17 protein-coding genes are annotated in these 17402 nt (G+C 70.8%); 5 read left to right on the top strand and 12 right to left on the bottom strand.

What is annotated here, in order from left to right:
* Window positions 1-36: 36 nt before the first annotated feature.
* Together OG943_RS43455 and OG943_RS43450 are read left to right on the top strand one after the other, a co-directional pair.
* On the top strand, window positions 37-1380 hold the full coding sequence (locus OG943_RS43455; protein ID WP_328606689.1) for an ABC1 kinase family protein: 1344 nt from the start codon (window positions 37-39) through the stop codon (window positions 1378-1380).
* 255 nt (window positions 1381-1635) lie between these two features.
* Entirely contained in the window at window positions 1636-2418 is a 783-nt protein-coding gene (locus tag OG943_RS43450) for a hypothetical protein (RefSeq protein ID WP_442874654.1), read from the top strand.
* 234 nt (window positions 2419-2652) lie between these two features.
* On the opposite strand, the gene OG943_RS43445 is transcribed toward OG943_RS43450, so the two are convergent.
* The 6 genes from OG943_RS43445 to OG943_RS43420 form a co-directional block, all read right to left on the bottom strand.
* A complete protein-coding gene (locus OG943_RS43445; RefSeq protein WP_328606687.1) occupies window positions 2653-2835 on the bottom strand; it encodes a hypothetical protein in 183 nt (60 codons plus the stop codon).
* Window positions 2832-3743, bottom strand: coding sequence for a class I SAM-dependent methyltransferase (locus tag OG943_RS43440; RefSeq protein ID WP_328606686.1), 912 nt, complete (start codon window positions 3741-3743; stop codon window positions 2832-2834). Before OG943_RS43440 ends, OG943_RS43445 begins: the two co-directional genes overlap by 4 nt.
* Window positions 3744-3932: 189 nt before the next feature.
* Entirely contained in the window at window positions 3933-4193 is a 261-nt protein-coding gene (locus OG943_RS43435) for a hypothetical protein (RefSeq protein ID WP_328606685.1), read from the bottom strand.
* Window positions 4190-4549, bottom strand: coding sequence for a WhiB family transcriptional regulator (locus OG943_RS43430; protein WP_328606684.1), 360 nt, complete (start codon window positions 4547-4549; stop codon window positions 4190-4192). Before OG943_RS43430 ends, OG943_RS43435 begins: the two co-directional genes overlap by 4 nt.
* A gap of 151 nt (window positions 4550-4700) precedes the next feature.
* The gene (locus OG943_RS43425; protein WP_328606683.1) at window positions 4701-4973 is read right to left on the bottom strand and encodes a hypothetical protein; all 273 of its coding nucleotides are present in this window, start codon (window positions 4971-4973) and stop codon (window positions 4701-4703) included.
* A 210-nt stretch (window positions 4974-5183) separates the two neighbouring features.
* Window positions 5184-7271, bottom strand: coding sequence for an ATP-dependent DNA helicase UvrD2 (locus OG943_RS43420; RefSeq protein WP_328606682.1), 2088 nt, complete (start codon window positions 7269-7271; stop codon window positions 5184-5186).
* A gap of 64 nt (window positions 7272-7335) precedes the next feature.
* Here OG943_RS43420 and OG943_RS43415 point away from each other — a divergent pair, with 64 nt between their 5' ends.
* Complete coding sequence (locus tag OG943_RS43415) at window positions 7336-8064, top strand: DUF4191 domain-containing protein (protein ID WP_328606681.1); 729 nt, start codon at window positions 7336-7338, stop codon at window positions 8062-8064.
* 106 nt (window positions 8065-8170) lie between these two features.
* Here OG943_RS43415 and OG943_RS43410 read toward each other — a convergent pair whose 3' ends face one another.
* Complete coding sequence (locus tag OG943_RS43410) at window positions 8171-8656, bottom strand: RDD family protein (RefSeq protein ID WP_328606680.1); 486 nt, start codon at window positions 8654-8656, stop codon at window positions 8171-8173.
* Between the two features lie 174 nt (window positions 8657-8830).
* On the opposite strand from OG943_RS43410, the gene glnA reads away from it, so the two are divergent.
* Entirely contained in the window at window positions 8831-10255 is a 1425-nt protein-coding gene (glnA, locus tag OG943_RS43405; protein WP_328606679.1) for a type I glutamate--ammonia ligase, read from the top strand.
* A 118-nt stretch (window positions 10256-10373) separates the two neighbouring features.
* A complete protein-coding gene (locus tag OG943_RS43400) occupies window positions 10374-10790 on the top strand; it encodes a hypothetical protein (RefSeq protein ID WP_328606678.1) in 417 nt (138 codons plus the stop codon).
* Here OG943_RS43400 and OG943_RS43395 read toward each other — a convergent pair.
* The 5 genes from OG943_RS43395 to OG943_RS43375 all read right to left on the bottom strand — a co-directional run bounded on the left by OG943_RS43395 (window position 10778) and on the right by OG943_RS43375 (window position 16930).
* Window positions 10778-11419: a class I SAM-dependent DNA methyltransferase gene (locus OG943_RS43395; protein ID WP_328606677.1), complete on the bottom strand. Its 642-nt coding sequence runs from the start codon at window positions 11417-11419 to the stop codon at window positions 10778-10780. The genes OG943_RS43400 and OG943_RS43395 overlap by 13 nt on opposite strands.
* Window positions 11420-11475: 56 nt before the next feature.
* Window positions 11476-11904, bottom strand: coding sequence for an acyl-CoA thioesterase (locus OG943_RS43390; RefSeq protein WP_328606676.1), 429 nt, complete (start codon window positions 11902-11904; stop codon window positions 11476-11478).
* 10 nt (window positions 11905-11914) lie between these two features.
* Window positions 11915-14890 (bottom strand): bifunctional [glutamine synthetase] adenylyltransferase/[glutamine synthetase]-adenylyl-L-tyrosine phosphorylase, encoded by a 2976-nt coding sequence (locus OG943_RS43385; protein WP_328606675.1) that lies wholly within the window; start codon window positions 14888-14890, stop codon window positions 11915-11917.
* Between the two features lie 65 nt (window positions 14891-14955).
* Entirely contained in the window at window positions 14956-16086 is a 1131-nt protein-coding gene (locus OG943_RS43380; protein ID WP_328606674.1) for an inorganic phosphate transporter, read from the bottom strand.
* A gap of 94 nt (window positions 16087-16180) precedes the next feature.
* A complete protein-coding gene (locus tag OG943_RS43375) occupies window positions 16181-16930 on the bottom strand; it encodes a type 1 glutamine amidotransferase (RefSeq protein WP_328606673.1) in 750 nt (249 codons plus the stop codon).
* Between the last annotated feature and the right edge of the window lie 472 nt (window positions 16931-17402).

Here is a 17402-nt window from a genome sequence, read left to right as displayed (position 1 = left end):
TGCGGCAGCCCTCTCGACCAAGGCAGAATCTCCAGTGTGACCGACTTCCGCGACCGCCCAGGAGACCGCGAATCCGCTTTGCCACGCCGAGGTGCCGCGCGCACCGCGAAGCTGGCCAGTCTCCCGCTGGGGATTGCCGGACGCGCCGTGGGCGGATGGGGGAAGCGGCTCGCGGGGCAGAGCGCGGAACAGGTCAGCGCCACGTTGTCGGCGAAGGCCGCCGAGCAGCTGTTCGAGGTGCTGGGCACGCTCAAGGGCGGCGCGATGAAGTTCGGCCAGGCCCTGAGCGTGTTCGAGGCCGCGGTGCCCGACGACATGGCCAAGCCGTACCGCGAAGCGCTGACCAAGCTGCAGACGGCCGCGCCGCCGATGTCCGCGCGGCAGACGCACCGGGTGCTCGCCGAGCAGCTGGGCCGGTCGTGGATGGGCCGGTTCTCGCACTTCGACGACGAGCCGGCCGCGTCCGCCAGCATCGGCCAGGTCCACCGCGCGACCTGGCACGACGGCCGCGAGGTCGCGGTCAAGGTCCAGTACCCGGGCGCCGACGAGGCCCTGCGCAGCGACCTGCGGCAGCTGCAGCGGTTCAGCAGGCTGTTCCAGGCGTTCGTGCCCGGCACCGATGTCAAACCGCTGCTGGCCGAGCTGGCCGAGCGGATGGACGAGGAACTCGACTACCTCGCGGAGGCCGACCACCAGCGAGCCTTCGTGAAGGCGTTCGAAGGTGATCCGGCGTTCCGCATCCCGCGCGTCGTGGCCAGCGCGCCGAAGGTCGTGGTGAGCGAGTGGGTGACCGGGATCCCGCTGTCCCGGGTGATCGCGGACGCGGACCAGGAGACCCGTAATCTCGCGGGCCGGCTGCTCACGGAGTTCCACTACTCGTCGCCGGCGCGGGCGCACCTGCTGCACTCCGACCCGCACCCGGGCAATTTCATGCTCACCGACGACGGCCGCCTGTGCGTGATGGACTTCGGCGGCGTCTCGAAGCTGCCCCACGGCATCCCCCGCCACCTCGGCGAGATGACGCGCCTCGCCCTCGACGGCCAGTCCGACGACCTCATGCGCCTGCTGCGCGAGAACCGCTTCATCCGCGGGGACTCGGACCTCACCGCCGACGAGGTGCTGGCCTACTTGTCGCCGTTCACGGAGCCGCTGGCCACGCCGACGTTCCACTTCACGCGCCGCTGGATGCAGCGGCAGGCGGGCCGGGTCGGCGACTCCCGCGGCAGCGACTTCCACGTCGGCCGCTCGCTGAACCTGCCCCCGGAGTACCTGATGATCCACCGGGTCACCGCGGGGTCCACGGGCATCCTCTGCCAGCTCGACGCCGAGATCCCGGCGCGGGGCATCGTGGAGCGCTGGCAGCCCGGTTTCGCCGGCTGAGTTGTCCACAGGATGAGGCGCTGAAAGGTCGTCTCGGCCGGAGTTGTCCACAGATTGCGGTGACCGGTTCCACCCGGATGGCCGAGCGGTCATGCTCGAAGTATGGCGACTACTGAAAGCGCAGAACCGCTGGCACTCAGTGACACCGTCTGCGGTGTGCTGACCAGCAGGCAGCTACGCAGTGTCGGGGTCTCGGCGCGAAGAGCCGCGCGGTTGTCCGGTCCCGGCGGCCCGTGGCGAAGGCTGTACCCCGGTGTGTTCCTGCTGCACGACACCCCGCCGACGCGGCGCCAGCTGCTGCACGCGGCGATCAGCCGTCACGGCCACGAGGCGGTGATCACGGGGGCCGACGCGCTTCGAGCCCACGGCGTCCACCGCCCGCTGACCGACCAGATCCACCTGCTGATCCCGCACTACCGGCGGCTCGCGCCCGACGCGGGCATGCTGACCTGCCGCACGGCCCGGATGCCCGAGCCGGTGATGATCGACGGGCTGCCCTTCGCCCCGGTGGCGCGCGCGGCCCTGGACCTCGCGCGCCGGGAGCCGGACGTGTCCGCCGTCGAGCAACTGGTGACGCTGCCGCTGCACTGGGGCCTGGCCGACCGCGCGGAGCTGCTGGCCGAGCTGGACGCGGGCAACCAGCGCGGCTCGGCGACCGTCCGCACCATCCTGCGCGGCCTCGACGAGCGCGACACCTTCGCCCACGGCCTGGCCGCGAAGGTGCTCCGCAGCACTCCCCTGCCGGCCCCGATGTGGAACGTCGCCGTCTGCGACCGCCGAGGCCGCCGCATCGGCACGGCCGACGCGTGGTGGGACGAAGTCGGCCTCGCCTGGCGCTATCTGACCGGCGTCGGCGTCGGCGACTTCACGCACCTGGCCCTGACGGCGACCGGCACCGTCCTGGCTCGCTGCACAACCCAGCAACTAATTGACCATCCGGCCGAGGTCGGCCGCGAACTGATCCGCGCGTACACACAGGCCGCGCGCACGCCGCGCCCGAAGGTCCGCGCGGTGCACCACGTGGGGACCGCGGCGTGAGAACGCTTCTCGCGGCGTGGCGCCAACGCCGAACGCACCCGCGGCGGTCGTGGCGATTCGCCCTGCGTCACCGGGCAACAACACGAAGGGCCGCGTGTCCGGCAAACCCTGGCCAGTCCGTGCTGGACCGCGCCAAGCCGGGTACCAGCTCGGCCGGAACGCGCCGAGCCGACTCTCGCACCACCACAGCCGGGCAGACGCCAAGCGTGGCCGGAAGCGGGCGTCGCGCGGCGGTTACCAGTATTCGTCGGGGAGTTTGGCCTCGATATCGCGGGCGTGGTCGCGCGCGCAGTGCGGGCACAGCCAGCGCTCACGACCGTCTTCCCTGGTGGAGACCCAGGACAGGGCAGCCAGCGAGTCCCGCTCGTCGGAACGGGCGCGGCCGCAGCGGGAACAGGTGGCTTCCGGCGCCGTCATGGTTGGCGTCCACAGTGGACGTTCTTGGCGCCGAACAGGTAGAGGTCCTGGCGGGCGCCGACGAAGTGGGGGCCCGTCGCGTCGAGGAGGGCGTCGAGCGTGGCCCGGTCGCCGGTTGTCAGGTGGTCGCCGGCGAACTCACGCAAGCGGCCGATGCGGTTGACCACGTAGTCCGCGAGCGAGTCCGGGCCCGGCGACGGGTGGTGGACGAGCGCCCCGAACGAGTCGACGCCGGTGAGCCCCGCCCGGTCCAAGGCGATGGGCCAGCCGTACGGCATGGGGACGGCGCCATCGATGCCCTCGCGCATCCCGATGAACCACTCGGCCTGCGCGGCCAGCATCCGGTTCTCCAGTCCCGGCCGGCCGACGCCGAGATCCCAAGGCAGGCAACGGAAGTCGAGACCACCTTCGGCGAGCGCGACGAGCCCGCCGGGCTTCGCGACCGCCGCGACCGTCCCGACAGCGGCCTGCTGGTCCGCCAGGTGATGCACCACGTGCGACGCCCAGACGAGGTCCGCCGGCGGCACCGTCTGCGGCAAACCCGCGTCGGCGAGGTCCCCGAGGATCGCGCGTACCTCGACGGACACGGGTCCGTGCTCTCCCGTGGAGCCCGGCGCCACGTGCTCGGCGGCCTCCGTTTTCACCGCGCGTTCGGCTTCTTCGAGCAACGCCGGGGTCGCGTCCACGAGGACAACCGTGCCGCCCGAACGAGTGGCGAGTTCGCGGGCGAAGTGTTTGCTCATGCCGCCCGCGCCGCAGCCGACGTCGACGACTGTCGGCCGCGGAGGCAGGGCGGCGACGAGACGGCGGGCGACGGTGGCCATCGCGGCGGCGTCGAGGGCGTCGGCGGCACGCAGGAGCGCGAGGCGGTCCGCCCAGTCGATGTGGTCATGGGTGTGTGCGGGCATGACTTTATTCAACACCCGCGGCAGGCGGCCGCGGCTGGTGTTGAGCGGCCACGGTTTCATCAGCCGGCCGCAAGCGGGGTCGAACGGAAACGGCTCCACCCCAGCCGCGAACTGGCCGCGGCCGGGGTGAAAGCCGTGCATACCTGGAAGAGCCGGAGGGCCGTCCGGGTGGACCGGCCCTCCGGCAACTCAACTCGCGTCCCGGTACCGCTCGGCGCGGTCGGCCGCCCATCGGGCGACGCGCGACCACCGGCGAACGGCCCTGGCCCGACGCCATGGGCGTTGTACTTCGAACTCGTTCTCCAGCTCCCGTATTCGGGCCCTGGACAGTTCTTCGTAAAGCAACATCTCGCTCGGCTCCTGAATCTTGATCTGCTTCAGCTGCGGATGCGCGCGATCAGTGTCGGTGCGCGCTTCGTAATCCCTGGTGGTGACTGGTTCGACGATCATGCGGCGGCACTCCGGGCAGCGGCGGCGGGCTCGAGAGCGGCGTTCTTGCGCGGGCGCCCACGGGGACGCTTGCGCGCGATCACGACACCGCGCTCGAAGATCTCGCCACCCCAGACGCCCCACGGCTCACGCCGTGCGAGCGCACCCGCGAGGCATGCCTCGCGGACCGGGCAGTCGGCGCAGAGCGCCTTGGCGCGCTCCAGCTCCGCGGGCGACTCGGCGAACCAGAGGTCCGCGTCACGCGAGCGGCAGGGGAGGTCGAGTTCCGGGGCGGCGATCCCGTCGAGCAGGTCGCCGATGCCGACGTCGAACCCGTCGGTTATTGCCCCCTCGGCGAGGGCGATGGCCGATGACATTTCCGTGCTCCTTGTGGTTGAGGCGGTTTTGATGGGATGGGCGATCGAACTGGACAACTTGTTCCTTGCGGTTGTGCAGCCAAAAAAACACGAAGGCCGCGGATCCGGTTACCGGTTCCGCGGCCTTCGTGAGCCTCTAGTCCTGACTAGGTCAGGAACTTCGCTCCCGTATGGACAACGGAACACGGAACTGCTTGATGGTCGGCAGATCGGCATCAACCTGCGGGTACGCGCTGACAACGCCGACAACGGCAGCGGTCTTCACGAGGGTGATTCCGAAGGTGCCCCGGTCGCGCTCGACGCGGTGCGTGCCGAACGGAGCGTCAACGCCCGCGGACACACCGGTACCCTGGCGCGAGAAGGCCATGACTCCACAGGTGGACAGACCGGTGCCAAGGTTCGTGAGCGTTGTGTTACTGATCATTTCACCGGCACCACCTTTCGCTGTCCGGACGCGCTCCGCCTGAAGCGGTACTCGTCGTGTGGATCCCCAGACCGAGCTCTTCCCGCCCGGGTACCTGCAGATTATTGCCCCTCGCACACGGGGGCAACTTATTTTCCCGAAATCTCACCGAAGCTACGAAGATCGGCTTCGAGCAGCGGGTTCGCCGCACCGATCAGGGTACGGACGCGGTCAAGAGCGCATCGCGGTGCGGACGACGTCGAGGACCTCCGCGCCGAAGCGCTCCAGCTTAGTCGCGCCGATGCCGGAGATCGACACGAGCGCTCCGTCGTCGGTCGGTCGCTGTTCGGCGATGGCCATCAGAGTGGCGTCGGTGAACACCACGAACGCGGGCACCTTCAGCTCCCGCGAACGCTCACCGCGCCAGGTCTTCAGCTTCTCGAGCAGCCCTTCATCCACAGTGGACGGGCACCGCGAGCACCGGCCGAGCTTGACCTCCATGGTCTCCAGCAACGGCCCGCCGCACAGGCGGCAGCGCGCCGTCACCCCCGCCGACGGCTTCCCCTGCGAACGCGCGACGCGGGCGGCCGGGTGGTCCTCGGGGATCAGCCCGTAGAGGAACCGGCTGCGACGGCGGTTGCGACGGCCACCCGGCGTGCGCGAGAGGGACCACGACAGCGACAGGTGCTCGCGGGCGCGGGTGACGCCGACGTAGAAGAGGCGCCGTTCCTCCTCGATCGCTGCTTCGTCGCCGTCGGCGTGGAGGATCGGCATGGTGCCTTCGGACAGGCCGACGAGGAAAACGGCGTCCCACTCCAGGCCCTTGGCCGCGTGGAGCGAGGCGAGGGTGACGCCCTCCACCGTCGGCGGGTGCTGGGCGGCGGCGCGCTGGTCGAGCTCCGCGACGAAGCGGGGCAGGTCGGCGTCGGCCACGCTCGACGCCAGCTCCTCGGCGAGCTCGACGATGGCGAGCAGCGCGTCCCACCGCTCCTTCGCCGCGCCGCCCGCCGGCGGCTGCTCGGTGAGGCCGACCTTGGCGAGCGCCGAGCGGACGGCGGTGACCAGGTCCGGCCCGGTGGGGTCGCCCGACGCGACCCGCAGCGCGGACATCGCCTGCCGCACCTCGGTCCGGGAGAAGAACCGCTCGCCGCCGCGGACCAGGTACGGGATGCCGGCCTCGGTGAGCGCCTGCTCGTAGGCCTCGGACTGGGCGTTGATGCGGAACAGCACGGCGATCTCGCTCGCCGTCGCTCCCCCGTCGAGCAGCTCACGCACGCGACGGGCGGCGGCCGCGGCCTCGGCCGCCTCGTCCTCGTACTCGGCGAAGCGAGGCTCCGGGCCCGGCGGGCGCTGGCCGACGAGCTTGAGCCGCGACCCGGCCGGGCGGCCGCGCGCCGCGCCGATCACCTGGTTGGCCAGCGAGACGACCTGCGGCGTCGACCGGTAGTCGCGCTCGAGGCGGATCACCGACGCCTCAGGGAAGCGCCGGGTGAACTCCAGCAGCGGGCGCGGCGAGGCGCCGCCGAAGGAGTAGATGGTCTGGTTGGCGTCGCCGACCACGGTGAGGTCGTCGCGGCCGCCGAGCCAGGCGTCGAGCAGGCGCTGCTGCAGCGGCGTCACGTCCTGGTACTCGTCGACCACGAAGCAGCGGTAACGGTCGCGGAACTCGACGGCGACGGCCTCGTGCTCCTCCAGCACGGCGGTGGTGTGCAGCAGGAGGTCGTCGAAGTCGAGGACCTGGGCGGAGTTCTTGATCTCCTCGTACTGCCGGTAGACCTCCGCGACCTGCGCGGCGGGCGCGGGCGTGTCGCGCTGCATGCGCGCGGCGACGGCCGGGTAGTCGTCCGGGGAGACCAGCGACGCCTTGCTCCACTCGATCTCGCTCGAGAGGTCGCGCAGCACCTCGGTCTCGGTGCTCAGCCGGACCCGCGTGGCGGCCTGGGCAACGAGGCGGAACTTGTTGTCGAGCAGGTCCCACGGCCGGTCGCCGATCACGCGCGGCCAGAAGTAGCGGAGCTGGCGGCGGGCGGCGGCGTGGAACGTCAGCGCCTGCGCCGCATCGATGCCGAGACCGCGCAGCCGGGTGCGCATCTCGCCCGCGGCGCGCGTGGTGAAGGTGACCGCGAGCACCTGCCCGGCGGACACGTGACCAGCGGCGACCAGGTGCGCGATGCGGTGCGTGATCGTGCGTGTCTTGCCTGTGCCCGCGCCGGCGAGGACGCAGACGGGCCCGCGCGGGGCGGAGGCGGCGGCCCGTTGCTCGGGGTCGAGCCCGTCGAGCAGGCCCGGACGACTCTTTTCCGACGATGCGCTAACCACCCCGCGATCCTCGCAGAGGGGGCCGACGGATTCGTGGCAGGGCACGCGGCCGTATCCTGGTCAGATGGCGGGAAAGCAGGACAAGGAAGCGGCCAAGCTGGCCAAGAAGGAGAAGCGCGCGGCCAGCAAGGCCCGGCGCGGGCAGCTCTTCGAAGCGTTCAAGATGCAACGCAAAGAGGATCCGCTGCTCATCCCCTGGATGGCCGGCTCGATCATCGTCGTCGCCGGCGTGCTGTTCGGCGTGGGCTTCATCTTCAACATCCAGTGGGCGCTGCTCCCGCTGGGCGTCGTGCTGGGCATCCTGCTCGCCGTGATCATCTTCGGGCGCCGGGTGCAGCGCACGGTCTACTCGAAGGCCGACGGGCAGCCGGGTGCCGCGGCGTGGGCGCTGGAGAACCTCCGTGGCCGCTGGAAGGTGACGCCGACGGTGGCCGCCACCACGCAGCTCGACGCCGTGCACCGCGTGCTCGGCGGACCGGGCGTCATCCTCGTGGCCGAGGGCGCGCCGCATCGGGTCAAGACGCTGCTCGCGCAGGAGAAGAAGCGAGTGTCGCGGCTGGTGGGCGACACCCCGATCTACGACATGACCATCGGGCACGAAGAGAACCAGGTCCCGCTGAAGAAGCTTCAGAACCACCTGATGAAGCTGCCCCGCAACCTCAAACCGAACCAGGTGGACGCCCTCGAGGCGAAGCTCGCCGCCCTCGGCAACCGCGGCGCGGCCATGCCGAAGGGCCCGATGCCGGCCGGCGCGAAGATGCGGAACGTGCAGCGCACCATCCGCCGCCGCTGAGCTGAGCCACTGAGCTGAGCCACTGAGCCCAGGACATGAAGAAGGCCCCCGCCGTTCTCCGCGGGGGCCTTCTTATTGCGTGCGGTTCAGCTTGCTCCGTACGGGTTCAGCGCATCCGGACCACAACGGTGCCGGTGAGCCGATCGAGCCAGCTGCGGCCGTCGATATTGCGCACCGCCGCCGGGATGATCACCACCGTGAGCACCATGCGCACCGCCGCGCGCCACGGGCCGACCATGGACGCGCCGTCGAGGCGAGCTACGCGGATGCCGAACATGCCCATCGCGGGGGTGAAGCCGAAGAACGCGGCCGACACCGTGGTGATGGCCGCCCAGACGACGCCCGCCCACAGGTTGAACGTCTGCATCGCGGCCGAGTCCTGCAGGTCGTAGCGGACGAAGATCGCCGTGACCAGGGAAGCGAGCACGAGGTCGACGATCAGCGCCAGCAGCCGCGAGCCGCCGCCCGCCGCGGAGCCGACGCCGGACTCGGGCAGGCCGAGCCGTTCGCCGCGCCATCGCGGTGCCTGTTGATCAGCGGTCGCGGGGCCGTCGCCGGCGCCCGGCAGCCATTCACCCGTCCATCTAGCCACCCGTCCAGGGTATGCCGGTGGCGCGCACCACCTCCGACCTGGTCGACTACCGGGTATCCACCGACCCGTTAACACCCGCGAAACATTCGGGTGACGGTCGGGCAACACCGCGCTTTTAGCGTGAGCCGAAGAGAGTACTGCCGTCCGAGCTCGAACGAGAAGGAGTCACCGAGGGTGCCCACTACTCCAGACGATATTCAGCGCCTCATCGCCGACGAGAACGTAGAGGTCGTCGACGTCAGGTTCTGCGACCTGCCGGGCGTGATGCAGCACTTCACGGTCCCCGCGAAGGCCTTCACGGAAGAGGCCTACGAAGAGGGCCTCGCGTTCGACGGCTCCTCGGTGCGCGGCTTCCAGTCGATCCACGAGTCCGACATGCTGCTCCTGCCCGACCCCGAGACGGCTCGCATCGACCCGTTCCGCAAGGCGAAGACGCTGTCGCTGAACTTCTTCGTGCACGACCCCTTCACTCGTGAAGCCTACAGCCGCGACCCGCGCAACATCGCGCGTAAGGCCGAGCAGTACATCTCCGAGTACGGCGTCGCCGACAACGTCTTCTTCGGCCCCGAGGCCGAGTTCTACATCTTCGACTCCGTGCGCTTCGACTCGGCCGAGCACGCCTCGTTCCACGAGATCGACTCCGTCGAGGGCTGGTGGAACACCGGTGCCGACGAGGTCGGCGGCAACCAGGGTTACAAGACGAAGTTCAAGGGCGGCTACTTCCCCGTCCCTCCGGTCGACCACTTCGCCGACCTGCGCGACGACATCGTCCGTAACCTCGAGGGCTCCGGCTTCGAGATCGAGCGCGCGCACCACGAGGTGGGCACCGCCGGCCAGACCGAGATCAACTACAAGTTCAACACGCTGCTGCACGCCGCGGACGACCTGCAGTTGTTCAAGTACATCGTGAAGAACACCGTCTTCGCCCAGGGCAAGACGGCCACGTTCATGCCGAAGCCGCTCGCCGGCGACAACGGCTCGGGCATGCACTGCCACCAGTCGCTGTGGAAGGACGGCCTGCCGCTGTTCCACGACGAGTCCGGTTACGCGGGCCTGTCCGACACGGCGCGGCACTACATCGGCGGCCTGCTCCGGCACGCCCCGAGCCTGCTGGCCTTCACCAACCCGACGGTGAACTCGTACCACCGCCTGGTGCCGGGCTTCGAGGCGCCGGTCTCGCTGGTGTACTCGCAGCGCAACCGCTCCGCGTGCGTCCGCATCCCGATCACGGGCAACAACCCGAAGGCCAAGCGCGCCGAGTTCCGCTGCCCGGACTCGTCCGGCAACCCGTACCTGGCGTTCTCCGCGATGATGATGGCCGGCCTCGACGGGATCAAGAACAAGATCGAGCCGCCGGAGCCCATCGACAAGGACCTCTACGAGCTGCCGCCCGAGGAGGCCAAGAACGTCAAGCTGGTCCCCGGCGACCTGGGCACGGTGCTCGAGACCCTGGAAGCCGACCACGACTACCTGCTGGAGGGCGGTGTCTTCACGCCCGACGTGATCGACACCTGGGTCTCCTACAAGCGCGAGAACGAGATCGACCCGCTGCGGCTGCGCCCGCACCCGTACGAGTTCTCGCTGTACTACGACGTGTGATCGACCGCCGCGCGTCGCGGCAGTCCGGACACGGGGCGGTGGCTGTGGGGAACACCCCGGCCACCGTCCCGTTTTTTTGCGTTGTTCCTCGGTATCGGGGGCGGATACCGTCAGCCGCGTGACTGATCGGACCGGTTTCCGGCGCGCCTGTTACGTGGTAGCCCGCAGCACCGGCGCCACGGTGCTCGAGTTCCGCCTCTCCAGCGGCACGATGCCCGGATTCGACCAGTGCCTCGTCGACTGGCGTGGCCGGGCGGTCGCCGTGGTCCGGACGGTGGAGGCGGCCGTGCTGGCCATCGCGGAGCCCCGGGCCATCGATTTCGCCGACGGCCACATGGAGTGGGGGCCGCTGACCTTCGTCGACGTCCCGGAGCTGGTCGTCGCGCTGGCCGAGCAGTCGGAGTTCCAGGTGCTCACCCCGGCCGAGCTGGACGGCCCGTTCGACCCCGCCGCCTGGCCACACGTCCTGGCGTCCGACGTCAAGTACTGGCGGCCCGGCAACCTCGGCGAAGCGCTCTTCAACTACTGGGACTGAACCGGCCGCCGGGCAAAGATGATCGCGCCGGGCACGCGGTCGTCCGGGTTCAGGACGACCTCGGATTCGATCGTGAAGCCCGCATCACGCATTAAGGCGGCGACCTGGGCCGGACGACGACGGTGGACGCGGATGTTCATCGGGTGACCGCCATAGCCCTCGGTCTTCAGCGTAGTCACGTCGCCGACGTGGAAGCCGACCATCAGCGGGCCGCCTGGACGCAGGACGCGGTGGAAGTGTGCCAGGACCGTCGGCACCACGTCGTCGGGCACGTGGATCAGCGACCACCAGGCGAGCAGGCCCGCGACCGATTCGTCGGCGAGGGGGAGGTCCGTCATCGAGCCCACCTCGAACCGCACGCCGGGCTGCTCTCGCCGAGCGATGTCGATCATCGCCGGCGACAAGTCGATCCCGAAGGCGTCGATGCCCAGTGCGCGCAGGTCGGCGGTGATCAGGCCGGGGCCGCAGCCGACGTCCGCGACCGGGCCGCCGTCCGGCACCAGCTCGGCGAACAGCGCGAGCATCGCCCGCAGGTACGGCAGGTCGGCGAGCGCGCCGCGCAACTGTTCGGCGTAACTGGCCGCGACCGTGTCGTAGGACGTCCTGGTGTCGGCCAGCCAGCTCTCCATGGCCGGAAACCCTAAGCCCGCCGGCGATCCGCGCCGCGGAGGAAACGCCGGACGCGTCACTCCGTGGTCGAGAGCACCTTCAGGTCCAGCCCGGCGCGTTCGAAATGCCCTCGCGGGTCGGCCACGAGCTTGCGCCGCACGAGGTCCATCACGCCCAGCGTGCACTTGATCTCGGCCGACAGCGTGCCGTCCAGCTTGATGACGCGCGAGGTCATCCAGAAGACCTTGCCCTCGCCGAAGGTCGTGTCGCAGGTGACGTCGACGACGTCGCCGCCGCGGAGTTCGCGGCGGTAGACGATGTGGGACTCGAGCAGGACCGGGGCCGCGTGGTCCTCGCCCACCCGCGCGTTGCCCGCTGCCTCGAAGGCCTCGAGCCGCGCGACTTCGCCGTAGGAGTGGTAAACGGCCTGGTTCACGTGCCCCAGCGCGTCGAGCTCGTACTGCCGCACCTTGAGCCGGGTCCGGAATGGTTCGCGATCAGTCACGAGCCCCAGACTAGTTGTCGTAGAACAGTTCCTCGACCACGGCGTGAGCGTGCCGCGTCACCCGGCGGTAGTGGTCGAGGAACTCGCCGGGGTCGTCGTCCGGGGAGTAGCCGAACACCCGCGCCACGGCGGCCAGGTCGCGGCCCGAGCTGGGGACCTGGTCCACGGCCTTGCCGCGCACCAGCATCCCGGCGTTGCGCACGCGCGTCGCCAGCAGCCACGCTTCCCGCAGCGACTCGACCGACTCCGCCGGCGCCAGTCCCGCGTCGGCCAGTGCGGTGAGGCCGTCGAGCGTGGACGTCGTCCGCAGGCCCGGCACCTCGTGCGCGTGCTGCAGCTGCAACAGCTGGACGGTCCACTCGACGTCCGCCAGCCCGCCGCGGCCGAGCTTCGTGTGGCGCGTCGGGTCGGCGCCGCGCGGCATCCGCTCGGTCTCCACCCGCGCCTTGATACGCCGGATCTCCCGGGCGTTCGTCGCGTCCAGGCCGCCCTCGGGGTAGCGGAACGGGTCGATCATCCGGATGAACCGCTCGCCGAGATCGTCGTCGCCGGCCACGAAACGGGCCCGCAGCAACGCCTGCGCCTCCCACACCTCGCCCCAGCGCGCGTAGTAGGCGCGGTACGACTCGAGCGTGCGCACGAGGGGACCACTGCGTCCCTCCGGCCGCAGGTCCGCGTCGACGACCAGCGCCGGGTCCGAGCTCGGCGCGCCCAGCATCTTCCGCACGGTCTCGGCCACCGAGGACGCGAACCGCACGGCGTCGGCGTCCGAAACACCCTCGGCGGGCTCGCAGACGAACAGCACGTCGGCGTCCGAGCCGTACCCCAGTTCCGCGCCGCCGAGGCGGCCCATGGCGATGACGGCGACGGCCGCCGGCGTCTGCCCCAGCTCCGCCTGCCGCTGCCGGTACGCGGCGGCCAGCACGCCCTGGAGCACGGCGACCCACACACTCGACAGCGCCGCGCACACCGCCGGGACTTCGAGCAGCCCCAACAGGTCCGCGCTGGCGACGCGCAACAACTCGTGCCGGCGCAGCGAACGCGCCGCGACCACCGCCGCGTTGATGCCAGGCTGACGGCGGACGGTCGCGCGCAGCGACTTCGCGACGTCCGCGGGGTCGCGGCCGGTCAGCCGCGCCGGGTCGCCGAGCAGCTGCAGCACCTCCGGCGCGCGTACCAGCAGGTCCGGCACCAGCCGCGACGTGCCGAGCAGGAACGCCAGCCGCTCGACCACGGTGCCCTCGTCCCGCAGCACCCGCAGGTACCACGGCGTGTCCTCCAGCGCCTCCGACACCTTGCGGTACGACAGCAGCCCGCCGTCGGGATCCGGGGTGTCGGCCAGCAAGTCGAGCAGCACCGGCAGCAGCGCCTGCTGGATGGCCGCGCGCCGGGAAACGCCGGTGGTCAGGGCCTTGATGTGCTGCAGCGCGCCCTCCGGCGCCGCGTACCCGAGGGCGGCGAGCCGGCTGGCGGCCTGCTGGGTGGTCAACAGGAGCGCCTCCGTCGGCACGTTCGCCACGGACTGCAGCAGCGGCCGGTAGAACAGTTTCTGGTGCAGCCGCCGGACTCCCTGCGCGTGCCGGCGGAACTCCGCCAGCAGGGTCTCGCCCTGGCTGCGCCCCCGCACCGCGCGGATGTCGCAGGCGCGCGCGAGAACCCGCAGTTCAACGGTGTCGGTGAACTCCGGGAACAGGTGCGTCCGCCGCAGCTGGCGCAACTGCAGCCGGTGCTCGATGGTGCGCAGGAATTCGTACGATTCCGCCATTTCGGCGGCGTCCTTGCGGCCGACGTAACCGCCGTCGCCGAGCGCACCCAGAGCCTCCAAAGTGGACGGTGAGTGCAGCTCGGGATCGATGCGGCCGTGTACGAGCTGCAACAGCTGCACGGCGAACTCGACGTCGCGCAGCCCGCCGCGGCCCAGCTTCAGCTCGCGCTCGCGGTGCTCCTCCGGCAGGTGGCGCTCCACGCGCCGGCGCATCTGCTGGACCTCGGTGACGAAGTTGTCGCGGTCGGCCGCCGACCAGACCATCGGCGCGACCATCTCGGCGTACTGCCGTCCCAGCTCGGCGTCGCCGGCCACCGGGCGCGCCTTCAGCAGGGCCTGGAACTCCCAGGTCTTCGCCCACTTCTGGTAGTACGCGGTGTGTCCCTCGAGCGTGCGGACGAGCGCGCCGCTCTTGCCCTCGGGACGCAGCGCCGCGTCGACCTCGAAGCAGGCCCGGCCGACCACGCGCATCATCGTGCTGGCCAGCCGGGTCGCCACGGCGAGGTCGCCCGTGCCGACGAAGATCACGTCGACGTCGCTGACGTAGTTCAGCTCGCGGCCGCCGGTCTTGCCCATCGCGATCACCGCGAGCGAGCCCTCGGTCGTGGCGCCGACCTCCGTCTCGGCCACCACGAGGCCCGCGGTCAGCGCGGCCTCGGCGAGCACCGTCAGCTGGCTGGCGATGACTTTGAACGGCGGGTGGTCGAGCCCGGGCTCCACCACGTGCCCGAGGTCGATGGCGGCAATGCCCAGCAGCAGCCCGCGGTACGCCGCGCGCAGCGCCTGCTCGGCGGCGAAACCGGTGACGTACGAACCGTTGTCGTCGCGCAATCGGTCCAGCAGCCGCTCGGTGAACCGATCCGGCACGGTGCACCGGTTGTCGACGAGGCAGCGCCACTCGCCGGGGTGCGCCGCGAGGAAGTCGGACAGCGCGGTCGACGTGCCGAGGACCGCGAGCAGCCTGCCGCGGAACGTGCGGTTGTCCCGCAGCGTGCGGTCGAGTTCGGGCCAAGCGTCCTCGTCGGCCTCGCGGATACGGTCGAGGCCGCGGAGCGCGAGGTCCGGATCGGCGGCGCGCGAAAGCGCGGCCAGGACGTCGGCGACGCCGTCGACCGGACCGGCGGCGTCCCACCAGCCCGCCGCACGCAACTGCCCGTCGGCCCGGGTGTCGGTGAAGCCGTACCTGGCCGCCGATGCGGCCGTCCGCGCGCGCTCTGCCATCACGACCACCGTAGCCGGATCGGGCCCGGCCGAGGAGACGGGCACGCAGTCAGTTCGCCACCCGTTCAGGCAGCGAGCCGGTCCGGCTCCGAGCCGGGGGCGGACGGCTCCGGGACCTGGAAGCTGTGCGCCGTGACGGGCTTGCGCCGCGAAAGCAGATAAATGCCGGCGCCGAAGGCGATGCCCGCCGCACCGACGCCGATCGTCCCCACCGCGCCGAAGGATGCGAGCTTCCCGGCCGCCGCGCCGACGACGGCCGCCGCAGGCAGCGTGAAGAGCCAGGCGACGACCATCCGGCCCGCCATCCGCCAGCGCACCGGTGCCTCACGCCTGCCGACGCCGGAGCCGACGATCCCGCCGGAGCACACGTGGGTGGTCGACAGCGGGAAGCCGAAGTGCGAGGACAGTAGGATCACCGCCGCGCTGCTCGTCTGCGCCGCGAAGCCCTGCGGGCCTTCGATGTCGGTCAGGCCCTTGCCGAGGGTGTGCGTGATCCGCCAGCCGCCGAGGTACGTGCCGAGGGCGAGCGCGGACGCGGCGCTGACGATCACCCACACCGGCGGCGCCGAGCCAGCCGGGAGGCTGCCCGCGGTCACCAGCGTCAGCGTGATCACGCCCATGGTCTTCTGCGCGTCGTTGGTGCCGTGCGCCAGCGAAACCAGCGACGCCGAGACGATCTGGCCGACGCGGAAGCCGCGGCTGCCCCGCCGTCGCACGAACAGCCGGTAGACGAGGTAGGTCACGCCGGCGGCCACGAGCCCGGCGATCACCGGCGACGCCGCCGCGGGCACCAGCACCTTGTCCACGATCTTGGCGAAGTGGACGGAGTCGGCGCCCGCCGAAACCCAGGTGGCGCCGATCAGGCCGCCGAACAGCGCGTGCGACGAGCTGGACGGGAGCCCGACGTACCAGGTGAACAGGTTCCACGCGATCGCGCCGATCAGGCCGCCGAAGACGATCTCGGGGCCGATCTTGGTGTCGTCGACCAGCCCGCTGGAGATCGTCTTCGCCACCTCGACGGAGAGGAACGCGCCGACGAGGTTCAGCACCGCTGAGATCGCCACCGCGACTCTGGGCTTGAGCGCCCCCGTGGCGATGGACGTGGCCATCGAGTTCGCTGTGTCGTGGAAGCCGTTCGTGAAATCGAAAACCAGCGCCGTGACGATCACGACGACAACCAGCAACGAGGGGTCCACCCCGACCTCCGAGCCCTACGAGAACACCTCCCGCAAGGTACCTGACCGATCGGGTGAATCGTTAACGCGCCGTAAGTGATTTGGACATCAGGCGTCAAGCCATCGGTAACCGGTGTTGACTCTTCGCCGCGGCGTCCAGCTCTCCCGCGGCCAACTGGACGAACCGTGACGCGAACGGGCGCCAGGTCTCCTCGATGTCCGCGTGCACGGCGGTCAACTTCTCCGGCTCCAGTGCGCCCGGACGGGTGAGTTCCGCCATTTCCGGTTCCGATTCGGCCCACGCGAGCACGATGTCCGGCGTGGTCTCGATGTGGAACTGGACCCCGTAGACACACCGGTTCATCCGGAACGCCTGGTTCTGGTACCGCGGCGCCGACGCGAGCAGCTCCGCGCCCGCCGGCAGGCGCTTGATCACGTCGTTGTGGAACTGCATGACGTCCGGCATCAGCGGAAGGCCGGCGAACAGCGGGTCGGTCCAGGCGGCGTCCTTCTTGGACACCAGCGCGGGCCCGACCTCCGGCCCGTCCTCCCCGACGGCGACCTGCCCCCCGGTCGCCGTCACCAGCAGCTGCGCGCCGAGGCAGATCCCGAGCGTCGGCAACGCGGCCGCCGCGGCGGCGCTGAGGAGCTTCCGCACGTCGGCGAGCCAGGGGTGCTGTGCGTCGTCGAGCGCGCCCATGGCGCCCCCAAGGCAGACGACGCCCGCGTAGCCGTCGAGGCTCGTGGGCAGCTCTTGCCCCGGCGGAAGCCGGACGTCCAGCTCGGCGCCGGCCTCGGTGAGCCAGTCGCCGAGCCGGCTGAGCGGATCGCTGACGTCAGGTTGGATGATCAGCAGACGAGTCACGCCTCCCAGGGTACGGAGCACCGGCGACAGCTGTGCCGGGGTGACCACTCAAGGCGGGCTGTTGATCCCGGCGACCACCGCAACACTCGCCGACCTGATCTGGTGGCGGCCGGTGTCAGCGGGAACCAGCCGGCGGGGCTGGCCATCGGTAGCGGCCATCAACGTCGGCAAGGGCCGGTCCAGCGGGACTTGCCGTTCGCAGTCCGGTGTCGGCAAAGTTCGGTCCGGCGGGGCCCGCCGATCGCGGGCCCAGTGCTGGCGGGCCGGCGTCGGCAAGGACCGGTGAGCGAGGGCTGCGATCGGTATCAGGAAGGTCCGGTCGGCGGAGCCGGCACTCGTGGCCGGTACTGGCGGCAGGTGCCGACAAGAGGTTCTCTGCCGTTGCCCAGCGGCGGCGAACTCCGCCTGGTCAACGGTTCTGCGGCGCTGGTGGGATCGCTTCGCGAAGCTACGCCTTTGCAGTCCGGGGCCC

The organism is Amycolatopsis sp. NBC_00345 (assembly GCF_036116635.1).
In the GTDB taxonomy this organism is placed as follows: Bacteria; Actinomycetota; Actinomycetes; order Mycobacteriales; family Pseudonocardiaceae; genus Amycolatopsis.
Note: the sequence above shows the minus strand (reverse complement) of the source record. Positions and strands in the feature narration are given on the sequence as shown.

Excerpts from the sequence above, each read along its gene's own strand:
- OG943_RS43415 (WP_328606681.1), top strand. The coding sequence starts at position 7,336 with ATGGCGGGAAAGCAGGACAAGGAAGCGGCCAAGCTGGCCAAGAAGGAG.
- OG943_RS43430 (WP_328606684.1), bottom strand. The coding sequence starts at position 4,549 with ATGTCATCGGCCATCGCCCTCGCCGAGGGGGCAATAACCGACGGGTTC.
- OG943_RS43385 (WP_328606675.1), bottom strand. The coding sequence starts at position 14,890 with ATGGCAGAGCGCGCGCGGACGGCCGCATCGGCGGCCAGGTACGGCTTC.
- OG943_RS43395 (WP_328606677.1), bottom strand. The coding sequence starts at position 11,419 with ATGGAGAGCTGGCTGGCCGACACCAGGACGTCCTACGACACGGTCGCG.
- OG943_RS43435 (WP_328606685.1), bottom strand. The coding sequence starts at position 4,193 with ATGATCGTCGAACCAGTCACCACCAGGGATTACGAAGCGCGCACCGAC.
- OG943_RS43440 (WP_328606686.1), bottom strand. The coding sequence starts at position 3,743 with ATGCCCGCACACACCCATGACCACATCGACTGGGCGGACCGCCTCGCG.
- OG943_RS43425 (WP_328606683.1), bottom strand. The coding sequence starts at position 4,973 with ATGATCAGTAACACAACGCTCACGAACCTTGGCACCGGTCTGTCCACC.
- OG943_RS43445 (WP_328606687.1), bottom strand. The coding sequence starts at position 2,835 with ATGACGGCGCCGGAAGCCACCTGTTCCCGCTGCGGCCGCGCCCGTTCC.